Source organism: Leptolyngbya sp. FACHB-711 (assembly GCF_014695615.1).
Classification (GTDB): domain Bacteria; phylum Cyanobacteriota; class Cyanobacteriia; order Elainellales; family Elainellaceae; genus Leptolyngbya_A.
This window is the reverse complement of record NZ_JACJOR010000265.1, coordinates 1-15043: the sequence shown is the minus strand read 5'-3', so window position 1 is coordinate 15043 and position 15043 is coordinate 1. Positions and strand designations below refer to the sequence as shown.

At 54.0% G+C, this 15043-nt stretch carries 7 protein-coding genes; all 7 read right to left on the bottom strand.

The window, feature by feature from the left end:
• On the bottom strand, positions 1 to 1607 hold a 1607-nt coding region (locus tag H6F80_RS10340), incomplete at its 3' end, for an alkaline phosphatase D family protein (RefSeq protein ID WP_190791482.1).
• A 485-nt stretch (positions 1608 to 2092) separates the two neighbouring features.
• A complete protein-coding gene (locus H6F80_RS10335; protein WP_242067273.1) occupies positions 2093 to 2560 on the bottom strand; it encodes a 2OG-Fe(II) oxygenase in 468 nt (155 codons plus the stop codon).
• 322 nt (positions 2561 to 2882) lie between these two features.
• Entirely contained in the window at positions 2883 to 3119 is a 237-nt protein-coding gene (locus H6F80_RS10330; RefSeq protein ID WP_190791480.1) for a hypothetical protein, read from the bottom strand.
• 172 nt (positions 3120 to 3291) lie between these two features.
• Positions 3292 to 5136: a hypothetical protein gene (locus H6F80_RS10325; protein WP_190791479.1), complete on the bottom strand. Its 1845-nt coding sequence runs from the start codon at positions 5134 to 5136 to the stop codon at positions 3292 to 3294.
• Positions 5136 to 10748 carry a hypothetical protein gene (locus tag H6F80_RS10320; protein ID WP_190791478.1) on the bottom strand — a complete coding sequence of 1871 codons (5613 nt, stop codon included), beginning with the start codon at positions 10746 to 10748 and terminating at the stop codon, positions 5136 to 5138. The genes H6F80_RS10325 and H6F80_RS10320 overlap by 1 nt, the downstream gene beginning before the upstream one ends.
• Before the next feature lie 71 nt (positions 10749 to 10819).
• Positions 10820 to 14209 carry a hypothetical protein gene (locus H6F80_RS10315; protein WP_190791477.1) on the bottom strand — a complete coding sequence of 1130 codons (3390 nt, stop codon included), beginning with the start codon at positions 14207 to 14209 and terminating at the stop codon, positions 10820 to 10822.
• On the bottom strand, positions 14206 to 15043 hold an 838-nt coding region (locus H6F80_RS10310), incomplete at its 5' end, for a hypothetical protein (RefSeq protein WP_199296490.1). The genes H6F80_RS10310 and H6F80_RS10315, both read right to left, overlap by 4 nt.

The following is a 15043-nucleotide window of genomic DNA, read 5'->3' as shown; positions in this document are numbered from 1 at the left end:
TCGGCTTGAGTATAAGGATTAACCCCATAGGTTGTTACTAACAACTTTTGAGTACGCGGGTTAATCTCAAACTCCGTCCAACCATAAGTATGAGCCGCAATATACTGACCTTGGAGCAGTTGAGCATTAATGCCTGAGCCTTCCAAGCCGATCGGATCATTGCCTAATGCTGTAATTCGAGTATCCAATACTTCTCGGACGAACTGATCTTTGGCAGCGCGATCGCTCAATCCAAGATATTGAGCTTGAGACTTGCCTTGAGTTGCCAGCAGACTCGGCGGTGTAAAGGCAACGGTTGCCGTTCCAAACGGAGCAGCAAAGGTTTGATTAAACGGCGCAGGTAAGAATGGAACAGTGAGTTGAATGCCAACCGGACTAGTCATCACATCCACTACCCCCGTCGGAATTTGTGGCTGACCGAATCCTTCTTGATAAGTGACGTTGTTAACTACATTGCCATGAAAATCTCCAGTGACAAATACAACATTCTCAATGTTGTTCTGCTGAATGAAACGCAGTAAATCAGCTCGCTCTGCGGCAAATCCTTCCCAGCGTTCTCCTAAAGTTGGTATGCCAAAATTTTGAATTGGTACGCTTGACATGACGAACTTCCAGGTCGTACCGGCTTTTTGAGCAGCTAATAAATCAGCTTTAAACTGCTGTAGCTGTGCTGCTCCCAGCATGGTGCGTCCAGGCTGAAAGGCGTTTTGCAAATACTGATTGACAGCATCAGGAGAAGCCGTTTCAGCCAAAAACGGTAGCGGTGCATCGCGGAACGATCGCACATCTAGGACAAAGGACGCAGCATCTCGCCCAAATTGGTTAAAGCGATATAGCTTTTGCTCATTGGATGTTCGAGGATCTGCCGTATTGCCATAAAACTCATCACGCAATGGTTTATAGTCTTGAAAGGCGCGCAGAGCTGCATCAAATACAGGCGTGTCGTTGACAAACCCTTCTGTCGCTGTACCAAAAATGCCTTGCTTCTGAGGCGATCGCGCTGGCGTCGCTCCACCAGCAAAGTCATTGGTAATTTCGTGATCGTCCCAAGTCGCATAGGTAGGCGTTGATGCTCTCAAATCAGCCCAGAAATTGCGTCCAAAGCGATCGCTATAGATCTCAGCATGTTTGATACGAAACTGTTCTAGAGTCTTTGCCTGTGTGACTCCAGGTAAAGCTGGAGATTCGCTATCTGCTTCTAGCGTATCGCCCACCTGCATAAAAAAATCTAAGTTACGTTCATCTGCGTTGCTAATTGAAGCATAGGGACTCAGTTCACCTTGCCAATCCCCCGAAACTCCAAATCGTAACCCCTGATAAAATCGTTGTGGGGCAGGCGTTCGAAAGCGACCAACTGTTGCCTGTCCAGTCGGGTCGGTCGCGCGGTAGTAATACTGTGTAGCAGGTTCCAACCCTTTAATCTGCACTTTAACGGGAATGGCTGGATCACTCACCTGTCGTCTTGCCTTGCCGAAAATTGACTTGAAACCAGCATCAGTAGCGTATTCAAACAGGACTCTACCAGGAGTGGTGCTGCGAGTCCAAAGCACTGTGGAAGTTTGAGTTGTGTCGCCGCTAGCCACACCATTTACGAGAGTTCCAGCCATAGAGTATTGAAAAGAATTACTTCTAAGCAGGTATCGCTAACTAGTTGAAAGAAGGGAGCTGAGGCTATACGCCTAGGCAGAGAATATACTCTTTTCAACCCCAAATTCTATCTTCAATAAAGCACCAACTTAGTTTGCTTAGTCGTTTTATCACAGTTAACCTTGCCTTCCATCATTTTCTATTTGAATTTAAGATTCTGTTTACATCAGGACTTACGATCCTTCAAGCTGCTTAACAAAAAAAAGGAGCAGGGAAGATATCTTTATGAATAAAGAGGCGAGATTGAATACTCAGCTTTGATAATTTCTTTGTCAACAGCAGTTCTCCAGAATGATAGCCAATTTACCCTTTATTACACCAGACTGTTAAGCGCGATCGGCTAGAGTTGAGAAGTTACTGGCAGTCGGTGAATGTCGCCGTTAGGCACAAGAAACACATCTGTTAGGAAGATCAGTAGGGAAACTTGCTTACCAAAGCTATTGCTTCAACTTCTTTTTCTTCGCTTATTTCTCCCCTTCGCTACTCTAATTGCCCTTGACTCTAGTTGGAGTTCTGGGATTTCCCTTAATTGAGCATCATCCAGGTTGTATTGTTCACAAACGAGGCTCAGGCGAATACCTGGACTCGTCACAGGATTCACGGAATGGGTCAAATCTCCCTGAAAAAATAGCAGGGTGTTTGGTTGGGGGCGAATCTGTCCAATTTGGCGTTTGTGTGATCGCAGCACCAGTTCCCCTCCGTCTAAATCTGTGGGTACCTCGACATAAAGAACGCTGACTACAACAGGAGGGGCGATCGTTTCGCAGTAGGAGCGCAGGGAGCGATCAATGTGGGGGTCTACCCGAGACCCTAGTTCGAGTAGTAGGGGGTTGAGGTAAAAAGCATTGCACTCTTGTTGCACTACCCGATTCAGGTAGAGCTTGAGATAAGGGAAACGCTGCTTGACCTCCATTAGATGAGACCGCCGAAATACTATAGAAAACCCCTTCGTCCCTACAAAATCACGATTTAGATTATTTACGGCAAAGTAGGGACAAGCTAATATTTGTCCTTGCAACTCACTCAGGTAAGTTTGAGAAAACGCTTGGGGATACTGATGATAGTAGGACAAGGGAAGAAGTTATGCTTTGAGTTGAGCCATCAACATTCTACCTACTTATCTCCCTAGATCTACTAAGCAAAGCAAACTACAATACAACACCTCAGTTAGTTACTCTTTCAGACTCAGTCCGTGCCTAACACATTCTCTGAGGAGGACGAGATCAGGTAGTCACTTAATCTGTTTCATTAGATACAGCCGTTGCCCGCGATGGAAATGCTGCTTCAGCCAATATTTGAGGATGGGCAACCACAGAGTTTTGAGATTCAACTGCGGCAGTTGTAGAAATCGTTAGTTGTAGAAATCGTTGGAGATTCCGGCGGCGACTTTCAAATTGAATCGGTTGAGCAAACAAGGTGGCTAACCGCTCGATGCTCACACAGCGTTCCTGTTGTAACAGGGCAACCAACATTTTCAAAGTGATGAATTGGATTGAACTCAGTTGCGCTTGCAGACAAACCTGATAAATGGAAGCAACATTTTTTGATTCTGGGGTGAGTCTTCGGATTTACCCTATTTTTTCGGCCGCAAAGCGTCGTTTCTCTCTGCTATCAGCCTTACCTCTCTGCCTTGCTGTCACCCCATCAGGCCAGGTAGTCAAAGCGTAGATTGCTGAATCCTTCCCCGCGTCCGGTTTGCTTGCGGATTCCCAACCAGGTAATCACGCTGCCGTTATGCCAGCGGGTGCGCTGAAAGGTCTGCATCACGCGAATACCCGCACGGGGGACTTCTTCTTCGTGGAGAAAATAGGCGGCATTGACGGCTCGCCCCTCGCCCAGTAAGGCAGTTCGCGGACGAATCTTTTCAACCATCGAGGCTGGATTGCGGGCAACAATGCGCGGTAAGGCAGATCGCTGAAGCTGAATTTGCCGATTGTCTCCCGGAACCTGCACGGGGATAAAGGGAATCCAGTTTTCCGGCACATTATTGGACATCACCGTATAGCGAACCGGGGCAGCCGCAGGGGGTGGTTCTGGTGCAGGCGTGGCGTTTAGCAGACGATCGTAAAAGCGAGCCAGATCGATCGCCGCTTCGTGACCGGGGCGACTGCGCCCATGCGGGAGGGGAACACGTGTTTCGATACCCCAGACCATGTTTGCCATCTCATCACGAATCAGCAGCACATCCTCGATCGGATCGCTTTCCTGAATTTTAGGAACTGTGGGCAGCAGCACAAACCGCATATCCGCCTGCAAATCTTCTGTGCCGCTAATTGCCATCGTATACAGATTCCATCGCTGCCAATCTTCATCGGCTCCGCGTCCGGCAGCTTCGATCCAGGTGCGCTCGCCAAAAACATTCGTGACGGCTAAACCCTTGATGCGCGTGGTTGTTCCAATCGGCAGCGTCAGCGGAAACAGAAACCAGTCGTTGGCATAGACCAAACCAAACTCCATGAGCATCAACTTAGAGAGATCCTTTGTGCCAGGGCTGAGGTCGCCGAAGTTGGTGCGGGAGTCTTCAAACGTCCACCAGCGCGTGTTGGGCATTCCTTCAAAGCTGAGCGGAACCGGAATAAAGGATTGGGTAGGCGGGGGAAGTGTCTCTGGTGCTGAGTCAGGAGCGGTCGGTTCCAGCGTGGCGCGATCGGGATCGATGTCCAGGTTATACCAGTCGAGTCGCCCGTGATAGTACTCTTCTGCCTGCATTACTGGGCGATCGGTTTCATCGGGGGCAGAGATGGCAAATTGATATTCTAAATATTCTGGCTTCCAGGCATCGCTGCCATTTGCATCTGGCTCAGGATCGGGCTGGTAATACAGGGCTTCAAACCAGGTGACAAATCGGGTTGCCAGATCGTTCACTGCGGCATGGTCGGCGGCGGAGATGGTTGTGCCGTCGTGAGCAGATCCGCCTGCTTTGAGATGCTGGTAGAGCTGATAGCCGTCCATCGCGCGTCCAGCAACAGCGGCAACGTGCTGCCAGGCTTCGAAATCGGCACAGACGGCTGCATTGGATCGATCGCTGGGGTCAGGTAGGGCGATCGGATAACGGTCGAGAAATTCCTGCCGAAAATTGCCGATTCGCTGCATTAGTTTGAGCCACTGTCGTCCCATCAGCAAACGCAGATCGAGGGCGATAAACTGTCCCTCCCGCTCAAAGGAAATCGTGCGCCGCTCCACCTGTGCTTCCAGCGGAATGTCGGTGTTGAAGGGCTGCGTCGAATGATCGCCTGCTTGAAACGCATCGAGACGTGCAGTGCTGAGGTGAATTTTGGCAAAAACGGGTGAACCGGCATCATCGCCCTTAAACTCGCCCATTTGCCACTGCTTCGTCAGCATCCACAGCGGGTCACGCACAGCGGCTTTGAGTGCCTCGTTGAAGTCATGGGTTCGGGGTCGCCCTTCCAGCCGATTCCACAAAGTAATGGTGGGAAAGCGACGCACCCGCATTGCCTGACGGATGTCGGTAATGGTAGGTTCAGGCATTATTCTTCCCTCGTTTGAAGATTAATTCGGTCATAAACCTGATTTGCCACGGCGTAATTGAGCGCGATCGTGATCGGATTGAACGTGACCGCCGTAATCGTTGCGGGTAAAAAGCGGGCATAATCAGTGCTGGCAATCTGATCGGGTTCGATCGCCCGCCGTTTGGCAAGCTCGATCGTTTCGTGCAGCGTATCGACTAAATCTGTCCATTCCCAGCGTCCGTTAATTTGTGGCGGTGTGACCAGCAGCATCACCTGCGGCGGTTCGGCACTGGGGCGATTGAAGTGAAAGGCAACGCTGGTCGTTTCCTCAGTCGTGGGAATAATCTCTGTCCATTCATCCAGCAACAAACCGCATTGGGGCAGGGTGCGATCGAAGGGGACGGCGAAATGTGCCGTGTATAGCAGCTTATCGGTATCAAACTTCAGATCCGGCGGGTAGGGCAGAGCCAGCCAGCGATCGTCCTTTTGGTAGGGCAATTGCAGCGGATGCAGAAGCAGTTCCCGATTCACAAACGCCTCGCTCAGCATCGTTGCCGTTTCCCAGTGCTGCATCATCGATCGCACACGGGCAACGCCGTACAGCCATTCATCAACAGGGAAGTCGAGGTTGAGCGTGGCGGTCAGATAGGTGAGCAGCGTGTTTTTGTCGGTGTATGCCTTCTGGAGTTCGTCTGCCTGCGCTGGACCGAGCTGAAACTCTGGAACTACCTGGAAGTCATCCCCCAGCAGCAAATGCGCCGCCTCGGTAAACGCAGACTCTCGATTGCGGGCAGTGGTTGCCGTGCCGTATGCGGTCAGGCGATCGCTAATTTTTGCCAACCGCGCCTCGATATCCGTAACGATATTTTGAGCATTCGTGAGCAAATCGCCGCTGAACCGTACAATTTCATCTCCATCCGGGTCAAGCTCCAGCCGCACAAAATCGAAATCTGTCAGATTGGTGCTGGTGCTTTCAATGTCTGCTAGCAGCGTTGCCAGATTGGGCGTTGATGTTTCCCGCAGGGCAGCGAACTGATTGCGTTTAGCAATAAACTGGGCGCGTCGATCGATCACGATTGCCCGATAGTCAGCAGGATTGGCGGGCAGGGGGTCGGTGAGAACGATCGCAACCTTAGCTTCGATATTCGCCAGCAAGGCAAAGCGATCGTCGTCGGTGGTTGCAGCGGGGAGGGCATCGTATTGCGTCAGCAAGGTATCGAAGGCATCGAGCTTATCCTGCCAGCGATTCAGCAAGTCTTCAATTTTGGTAATCAGGGCGCGGTAGCGCAGGCGTTTCCAGTCCAGGGCAAAGCCATAGCCCGTTTGCGGCAAGCCAAATTGGTTTAGAGCACCGGCAGATTCGATGAAGCGATTCAGGCGATCGTCTATGTTGCTAATCAGCGCAGTGCGGTTGGCGATCGGGTCGCTGAGCAAAGCAGTGAGTTCGCTTATGAGAGTTCGCAGGGGCTGAACGGGATTCCCTGAAGCAGTGAGGCGATCGCGCACATGGTTGAGCCGCTCCGTCCGGTATTCGGGCAGGGGTTGAGTCTTCGAGTCGGCTTCATTGGGGAGAATTAGATCGGCAGCATTGAGCGATCGTGCCCCCAGAAGCAGCCCTCGCAGTTCAGACATCAGAGCTGCCAGTTCAAAGAAAGCGAAGCGGGGGGCAATGCGCTGGGTATAAAGAATCGTGATCGGGGTGTCGGGTCGCTTTCCGGCACTGACGGATTTCACGATCTGATCGTCCAAAGCAGTCCTTCCCTGCTCGCCATCTAGATTCAGCAAATACAGCAGATCGATCGGCTGTAGCCCCAGCTCTGCCTGCGTCACAATTTGCTGTCCAGTCGTTCCGTCCGCATCGACGTAAGACACCCTCACGCCAACTCGATCGGGTGGAGGCAGCAACGGGGCTAACCAGTGGTTGATCGCTGGCTCTGCACTGGCGCGAGGCGTAACTGCCAGACCAATCGGAGAATCGGTGGGCAACAGTCCGGGTTGCAGGTGGAGTCCGACGCGATGGGTCAATCCCTTGCCGCTGCGGGGTGTTTGAACCACATCGGGAATGGGCGGCAGATCGCCACTCGCAAACGCATCCACCGAAGCCGCAGCGCGATCGTAGTTGCCCTGCACCACCTGATGAATTCCCTCGGCGATGCCCAGATCGGCGACAGCATCGTGGGTATCGAGCAAGCGACGCACTTCGGCGTTGATCGCGTTTTGCTGGGCTGGTTCTGCGGGAGGCAGCCAGTTTTTGCCAAAAGGATAGGTGGCATTGCCCGTAGACTGAATATGCTCCACCAGAGCCACGCCATCAATCACGTTACGGGCTTCGATCGCTTCGATCGATTCTTGAGTATCGGCAGCACTATCCTCGACGGGGCGGGCAGTGTCGCGAATGCGATCGGCAACTAGGGGAAAGGCTTTTCGCAGCTTAAAGATAAACTGATCGACCTCGGCTTCCTCGTAGCGATCGTGCAGCCCGCGTTCAAACTGATAGCCCAGGAGTGCAGCCAGACTTTGCCCGCTGTGCATTCCTTCAACGATCGCCATTGCCCGCCGCACCCGTTCCGAAGAAAGGTTAACAGCAAACACGCCTGGATCTTCCGGGGTGGCATTGCGAGCATAGCCGTTTCGCAGCACTGCCGCCGTCACTGCATGGTTGGGAGAAGGCGCATGGACATAGCCCAGGTTATCGGCATCTCGCACCAGGGGCACATCCCCCTCGCGGTTAAAGACTTTCGCTAACTCAGGATCTCTCAGCGATACCGGAGTTTGCGCCTTATTTTTCGGACGCACCGCTTCCAGCCAGCCAAACGCCCCCAGATACAGCCCCGATCGCGCCTGTTCTTCCTCATCCACGCCAACATAGCGCATTACGGCAAGCTGATACTGCACCAATCCTTGCAGCCAGGCATCCAGCCGGTAGGTGCAGGTATCCAGGTGTTCCACAAAGGCGCGTTCGAGCTGAGCGGTAGACAAATTCTGTAATCGCTCCAGGGCAAGGATCTGTTCCTGCAAGCGGGCAGCATCATCGGCGGTAGACAGGATAGAGGTAATGTAGTCTGCGACGGTTTGACCTGCGGGACGGTCAGGAATATTCGCAATGTTGTCATAGAGAAGCTTGTAGCGGCTTTCGCTGCTTTCCGTTCCGGCTGCGATGTGGATAAAATTGGCTTCGCGGCGAATCTGCTGGAGTTGAGGCTGCGATAGATTGCCCGCCGTGAGGTTCAGCCGCAGGGCAGTGTCGTAATAGCCAAGCGTCAGCGCGTGTTTCAGCATCAGGTACAGCAGCGATGTAGGCTTTTCGTCTAATCCGGCTTGCTGACGAATCGTTTCGAGCGACGTGCGGGCAGCATCGATGAGCCACTGAATGTAGTTGCGTTTATCAGCGGTGTAGGCACGAATTCCTTCTGTTTCAGAAAGCGGCAGATCGTGGATCAGGTTCTCTGGATTGACCGCGTAGGGTTTGGCGAAAAAATACTTGTCCAGCAGATCGGGACGACCCAATCGATCGGGGTCATAGCCGTGGTCGCGCAGAATTTGGGTTCCCTGCATGAGTAGCGATAGCGTGACCAAAAGCTGATCGAGCCAGCCCTGCAAGTTGAAGGTGTTGATTACCTGCGCCAGGCTTTCCGCATACCGCTGGTCAAACTCAACCGACGTGGGATGCAGACCCAGCACATCCAGCAAAATCTGATGCGGATCGCCCGATTTGCCTACATAAGACACGCGATCGCGCAATGTGCCCCACACGCCATAGGCCCGCATCAGCACTTCGTAGAGCTTGGCAAGTCCTGGTGAGCCGCTGCTGCCAACACTTGCAAATAACGCCGCGCTGAAGCCTTCCTGCCGCGACCAGTTCATCCGGCTATAAACCGTAGCAGGCAAAATGCCATAGGGCTGCTGACCCATCCGAATCGCGCTTAGCATTCCCCGTCCGCTGACAAACCGCGTGAAAAACTGCCGCACAAATTCGATCGATCGATCGTCAAACACCTGCGCCAGCATCGTATCCATAAAGTAGCCCAGGGTTGCCGGAAACAAAGCCAGATTCATTGCCTGAGCATCGCGCACATCAGTCTGGTTTGCCCCCTGCACCTGCTGAAGCAAGGTTAGATCAATCCCTAGCAGCTCTGCCCACCACTGGCCATCGGCGCGATCGTACCAGTCGTCATTTCGCTCAAATAATCGTTTACTTTTGGTGAGGGTCTCATAGCTCGCATCCGCGTCCGCTGTGCTGGAAAAGCCAGACCCTTGCTCATCGGTATTGTTCGTCGGAGTGCCCTGCCGAATCAAACTGAGACCGCCCCGGCTGTAGTGATGGCTTCGCAATAGCTGCTCAAAAATTTGCTTGCTGTTTGTTTCGTCCGAGCTGAGCCGCACCCCCAGCACCAGCAGCTTATCAAAGCCCGCTGCATATTGCGCCTGGCTCAAGTTGACCCGAAATCCCATGCCAACCCGCACCGCTTCCTCAAAGTCCACCATCCAGCGCATTGCAGAACTGACGGCAATATCGTCTCCTTCCTGGCGAATCTGGTCGTCCTCGGCTGCCAGCGGGTCGGGTCCAACAATCAGCGGCGAGGGAATCGGGTTGCCCAGAGCTTGCAGCGTCAGGCTGTTGCCGCTGTAGCCCATGAGAACCAGGCGATCGGGCAACACAGAAACCTGCGGGGCACGCGACCAGGCGCGGCGTTTGGTCTGGGTGGCTTCGTCAGATTCAAAAGCGATCGTTGTGACGATCACGGCGGTTTCAGCGCGATCAGGAGAACCTGCGGGCGGCGGATCGTCCAGGTTAAAGGGGCGATAGTCTTTGAGAATGCGCTGTGCCTGCTCCTCGCCGACCGCTTCAGCCAGAAAATTTTGGGCATTTCTCAGCGCAACCGCATCATCATGGGCACGCCAGACCCGTTCCCAAAAGATGGCAGTTTGTTCAGCCATGCTCCCCGTCAGCGGCTCCCCGGTCGGAATCACTAGGACGATCGTTTGGTCATCGCGTTCGGGAATCTGATCCTCGTTGAGGGGACGGTAGTTTTCCACAATCCACAGTGCCCGCCCAGAACCATGACTGCCCACCAAATTGCGCCATGCTGCCCGCCGCAGCGTTTCATCCTTGCCTGCCCGCCAGACCTGCGCCCAATAGCGACGCGCATTGCGAACTTCGGTTTTGCTGAGGGCGGCTTCAAAGGTATCCACCGCGCAATCATCTGGGAAGACCCGCACCCAAAGCTGATACTGAACGCCCGTCCCGCTTTGCACCTGCTTGAAGCGAGTTTCGATTCGCAAAGGCAGCAGCAGTACCGGATATAGGTCGCTGAGCTGCTCCACCCGTTCGCGGGGGTCGCTGAGGACGGCAAACCGATCGAGGGTAGCTTGCAGCGTGGCATCGGTGGTAGCAACCTGTTCGCCGAGGCGATCGATCTGGCGCACGGTCTGGTCGTGCAGCGTTTGCAGTCGTTTTTGCTCGGCGCGATCGGCTTCTCGATCGGGGTCAAAGGTGCGGTCGAGCTGTGCCTGCTGGGTTTCGATTTGTTTTCGCTTCTCTTCGGTGAGGAAGAGGGACTGTTTATCCTGCTCAAGCTGCCGCCGCGACTGCTGCAACTGGCTCCTAAACATTGGAAACTCGGATACCATAGGACGACCTCGCTCAAGCAAAATAATAAGGATGAATCAGGGTGAAGATTCGGAGCGATTATTTCTAGCGATTATTCAGAAGTTTGGCGCGGCAGCATTTCGGCAGCGTGAACCGCGATCATGACCGGAACCTGATACAGGATGTATGCCACTTGCGCTGCATCCATGCCCGCCGACCAGCGCACCGATCGATCGTCCCTTGCTTGCTCCTGGCGAATATCCGTTGGACTGGGGAGAGTTGGCTCAACGCTGAGGGTGGGGCTGCTGCTGGTAATTTGCAGCATATCGCCGGGCTGCACGTTGGGAATCAGGTTTTCCCAGCCCAGATCATTCCAGGTATAGAGTTTGGGGCTGCTGCCGATGTCCAGCCCGAAACGGGGTTCGCCCGGTCGCTCTTTGATCACAAAAAACCAGCCCGGATCATCGTTCTCGGTTCCTTCCGTGCCGCCCAACGCTTCTTCAACGGTGAGATCAAAGCCGATAAAGGTAATATCTGGATTCACCTTTGCCTCGTAGAGCGGCGTTTTAATCACGTCTCGTGACGGGTTTTGGGCATCGCCAATGCCGGAATCTTCCAGCGCACGCGGTTTAGTGCGATCGATCGCGCCGCTATTGGTGCGAATCCATTTCGCTTTGTGGGCATAAATCACTGCATCGGGATATTTCTTGAGCAACTCGCCCCGAATCACTAGCACCACTTCTTCTTCGACTGCACCATCTTCTTCCCGGTGGTCATGCTGACCCAGCTTGGAGGTTCGCAGCCAGCGATGCAGCGGTGGAATGTCTTTTAGCTTTTCGCGCAGGGTTTCGCGATCGCGATTGGTCGCATCCAGATAACCGCTGGGGTCCCAGAACTGGCGGAAGTAGCTGCCGCGCTGATCTGTCACATATTCACGCCACAGCAACTCGCGGGCAAACTCGTGGTTTAAGCCCACCAGGTATGCCTCAATAAATGGCTGATTGCTTTCCAGCAGCGAGATTGTGTTTTGCTCAATGTATTTCAAATTCGGCAAAAAAGACTCTTCCGACGCTTCCACCAGCGGACGATACATCGGCAAATCGATTTCCGGATATGCCATCACTTCCACAAACTGATCGTTTAGGGATTCACTCACCTGGTCGCGAATTCGATCGGGAATTTCGAGCTGCTGACCCACGTAGCGCGGAATCGTAACGCTGGGATTTATCCCTGTCACCAGTCGATCGATCGTTTGATTCAGGTTTAACCGCTGTCGCACCGGTCGTAGAGGCACGCTAACCGTGCGGCTTGCCTGAATAATCGTGTAGGCATCGCGCAGTGCCGCTTTATAGTTCACGGCTTCGCGACTGTCGCTGTTGCCCGCGGTCGGTCGAAACGGATCATTCGGATCGGTAATCACGCGAAAATCTGGGCTTTGGGGCAAATTATCCACCCGATCGGGCGTTTGATTGTCCTCGCGCACACTGACCGACGGAGCCATTAAATCCTGCCATCGCTGCACCAGGGGAATCAGCCAGGCGATCGCCAGAATCACGGGAGCCAGCAAAGCCCCAAACCCTCTCAGCAAAACTGCCAGCACAATCAGCAGCACAATCAGCAAAATCAGGGCTTGCAGCAGCCAGGGAAACCGCCACAGCAAATCTTTAATGATGTCCGGCACAGTGTTATCTGGCGGTTCAAGTGCGTCTGCCAGATCATCCAGCGTTGGTGCGCTATCCAGCGGAGCCTTGGGCGGATTTGCCGTCACTTCTCCCCGATTGACCCGATCGACCAAATTGCCGGGATTGCGCCCGCTGTCGAAGGGCAGGGTTTTCATTAATCGACTGCCGGGACGCAAAATTCGCCGCGCTTCCGTCGAGAACAGCACCTGCGGCACAATGCTGGTTTTCACCTGCTGATAGACCGTAACGCGATCGGCAAGGATACGCGAGCGGACAGGCATGATCAGCGAAAGAGCCAGTTCCCGCTTGGCGGCATTTCTTGCCAGCGGCAGCACCGTTTGCACATACCAACTCCAAGCCGCAAATTTGGCGAGCTGTGCCTGTCGAATCTTGCGGTTTGCCTCCAGCACATCGCCAATCTGTTCCCAGGCAGCATTCATATAGGTTTCCTGGTTGCGCTGCACGACTTCCGTGCCAAAATTGGCAGCAATCCGATGGCGCGGGTCGAGGTTGAGCTGATGCACCCAGTTGTCGTTGGGCGTGACTGCTGTGCCGTCTCGTTCAGTTAAAAGGCGAGGCGTGAGCGAATGCCAGCGTCCATATAGCGGCGGCGTAATCAGCGGGTCGGGATCGGTCTGCGTTTCACCCGGATTGCCTGGGTCAGGAATCGTCGCCTCGTAGGAGCTGTCATTATGCGCTTGCAGGGCAGTTTTCTGCTGATAGTCGTCCGCCAAGTTAATAAATGCTGCCAGATCGCGCTGAAACGCCTGGGGATAGCCCGATCGATCCCAGCGATCGTATAACTCAAACGCTTGCTTCTGATCATCATCCAGCGTCTTAAACGGAACGCGCAGTGCCCCACCCAGCCGCAGCACCCCCTTTAGCTTTGGATCAGTGATGCCGCTGATATTCGAGTCGGGAAACTGAACATCAAACTCGCGTTGACCCACCCGGCTATCGATCGGGCGCGGCTCCAGCAGGCGCACCAGATATTCAAAGTCGCCCACAGTCGAAGTGATAAACGTCCAGCGATAGTAATAAGGAAAGAAATTGGGTTCTGTTTCGCCGCCGCTCGGTTCCCAGGCTCCGTGATTAACGCTGGGCGCACCTGCCGGATCGTGTCCCAGTCCTGCCAATCGGCCCGATTCAAACGAGGGAACCAGAAAGGCATGATAAGTCGTGCTGGCATCCAGCTTGCGCGGACACAAAAGGCGGGAATAGGCGACATCCGGGTTTTGTCGCAGCACCGCTTCCAGTTTCAGCAGTACAGCATCCATGTTGTTGCTGATGATTTCCTGCGCGTTACTCGCCAGATCTTGATTGACGTGGATATGTGCCCAGGCCCAAAGCTGATCGATCGGCGGAAACACAGCTTCGGGCGCATCGACGTTGAGATAAGGCAGAGGACGATCTGTCGTTTGCGCGGCTTCGGTGAACTCATCCTCCTTCAGCACCACCAGCGCGATCCAGGGACGCAGGCGATCGTTGTTTGGCACTTCCGGGGTGTATCGCCAGGGAAAATCTTCGTCGTAGAACGCGATATAGGGCAGATAGTTTGGCTCAAAGTTGGTGATCCAGTGCAGCGGCTCAGTTTTGATAATGGCGCGGCGATCGATTCCGATAATGTCGCCGGGACCAAAGAAAGGCACATTGCGGGGAATCGTTCGGGTGAGTTTTGTGCCATCCAGTCCAGCCCCTTCCAGCGTCAGGACAACCGGAATCGTGGCGCGACTGCCGCTGATGCTGCTGGGATCGATCTGGTTGGCAAGACCCTGCCGCAGCCAGGGAAAGAACGAATAGGAACCGATTTGAGGACTCATCTGCTCACATTTGCCTCATCGAAGGGGATGACGTGCATCGCTTTTGCCTGCTTGGGATTGGCAGCCGCGCGATCGCGCAAATATTCCCGCGCCAGTGCCTCGCTACGAAACTGCTGCGCCTCCGCCGCCACGGGCTTGTTGTCGGCAAGATTAGCAACCGTAAACAGCGGACTCTTCACTGCCACCCGATCGTCAAATGGCTGAAGATCTTTTTTGTGCTTGTGCGACAGTTCTGATTTGCTAACGGCGGCTCCGGCAATAAAATGCACAAACAGCCCAATCCAGAACGCGAAGAAGGCGATCGGGTTTCGCTTGTATTCGGTGTCAATGACGATCGTTTCGTAGCGCACATTGCGCTTCACCAGGCGACTGCTTCGCACCTGTTTGCCGCTCGCTGCCAGCCGCAGTCCTCCCGGCACGGGCTGAAACGCCGGACGCGAGAGCTTTTCGGTATCCGAGAGTTTCTGGAACTGCGCCATCGGGAACAGTTCTTCGCGATCGCCCTGTTTTGCCAGGGTGGAGGTGCTGACGCTGAGGGTAAATTGGTTTGCGTCCGTTGCCTGCTTGCTGCCGACTTGATCGATCTTTACGCCCAACGGCACGGCTCTTTGGCTGACGATCAGTTCCCCGATCGGATGCAGCACCAGCGCATCACTTGCGGCTTCCAGTTTCCGCAGCGACACCAGGAGATTGTTGCCGGGAGGCAGTTCTGCCAGCCAGTTTGTCTCCTTTTCTAGCTCGCCTGCAATCAGCGGCATCACGGCTTCGCCCGGCAGCACCGTATCCACCGTTTCGCCCCAGGTTTCATCCACATCTACATCAATCGAGAAAAAC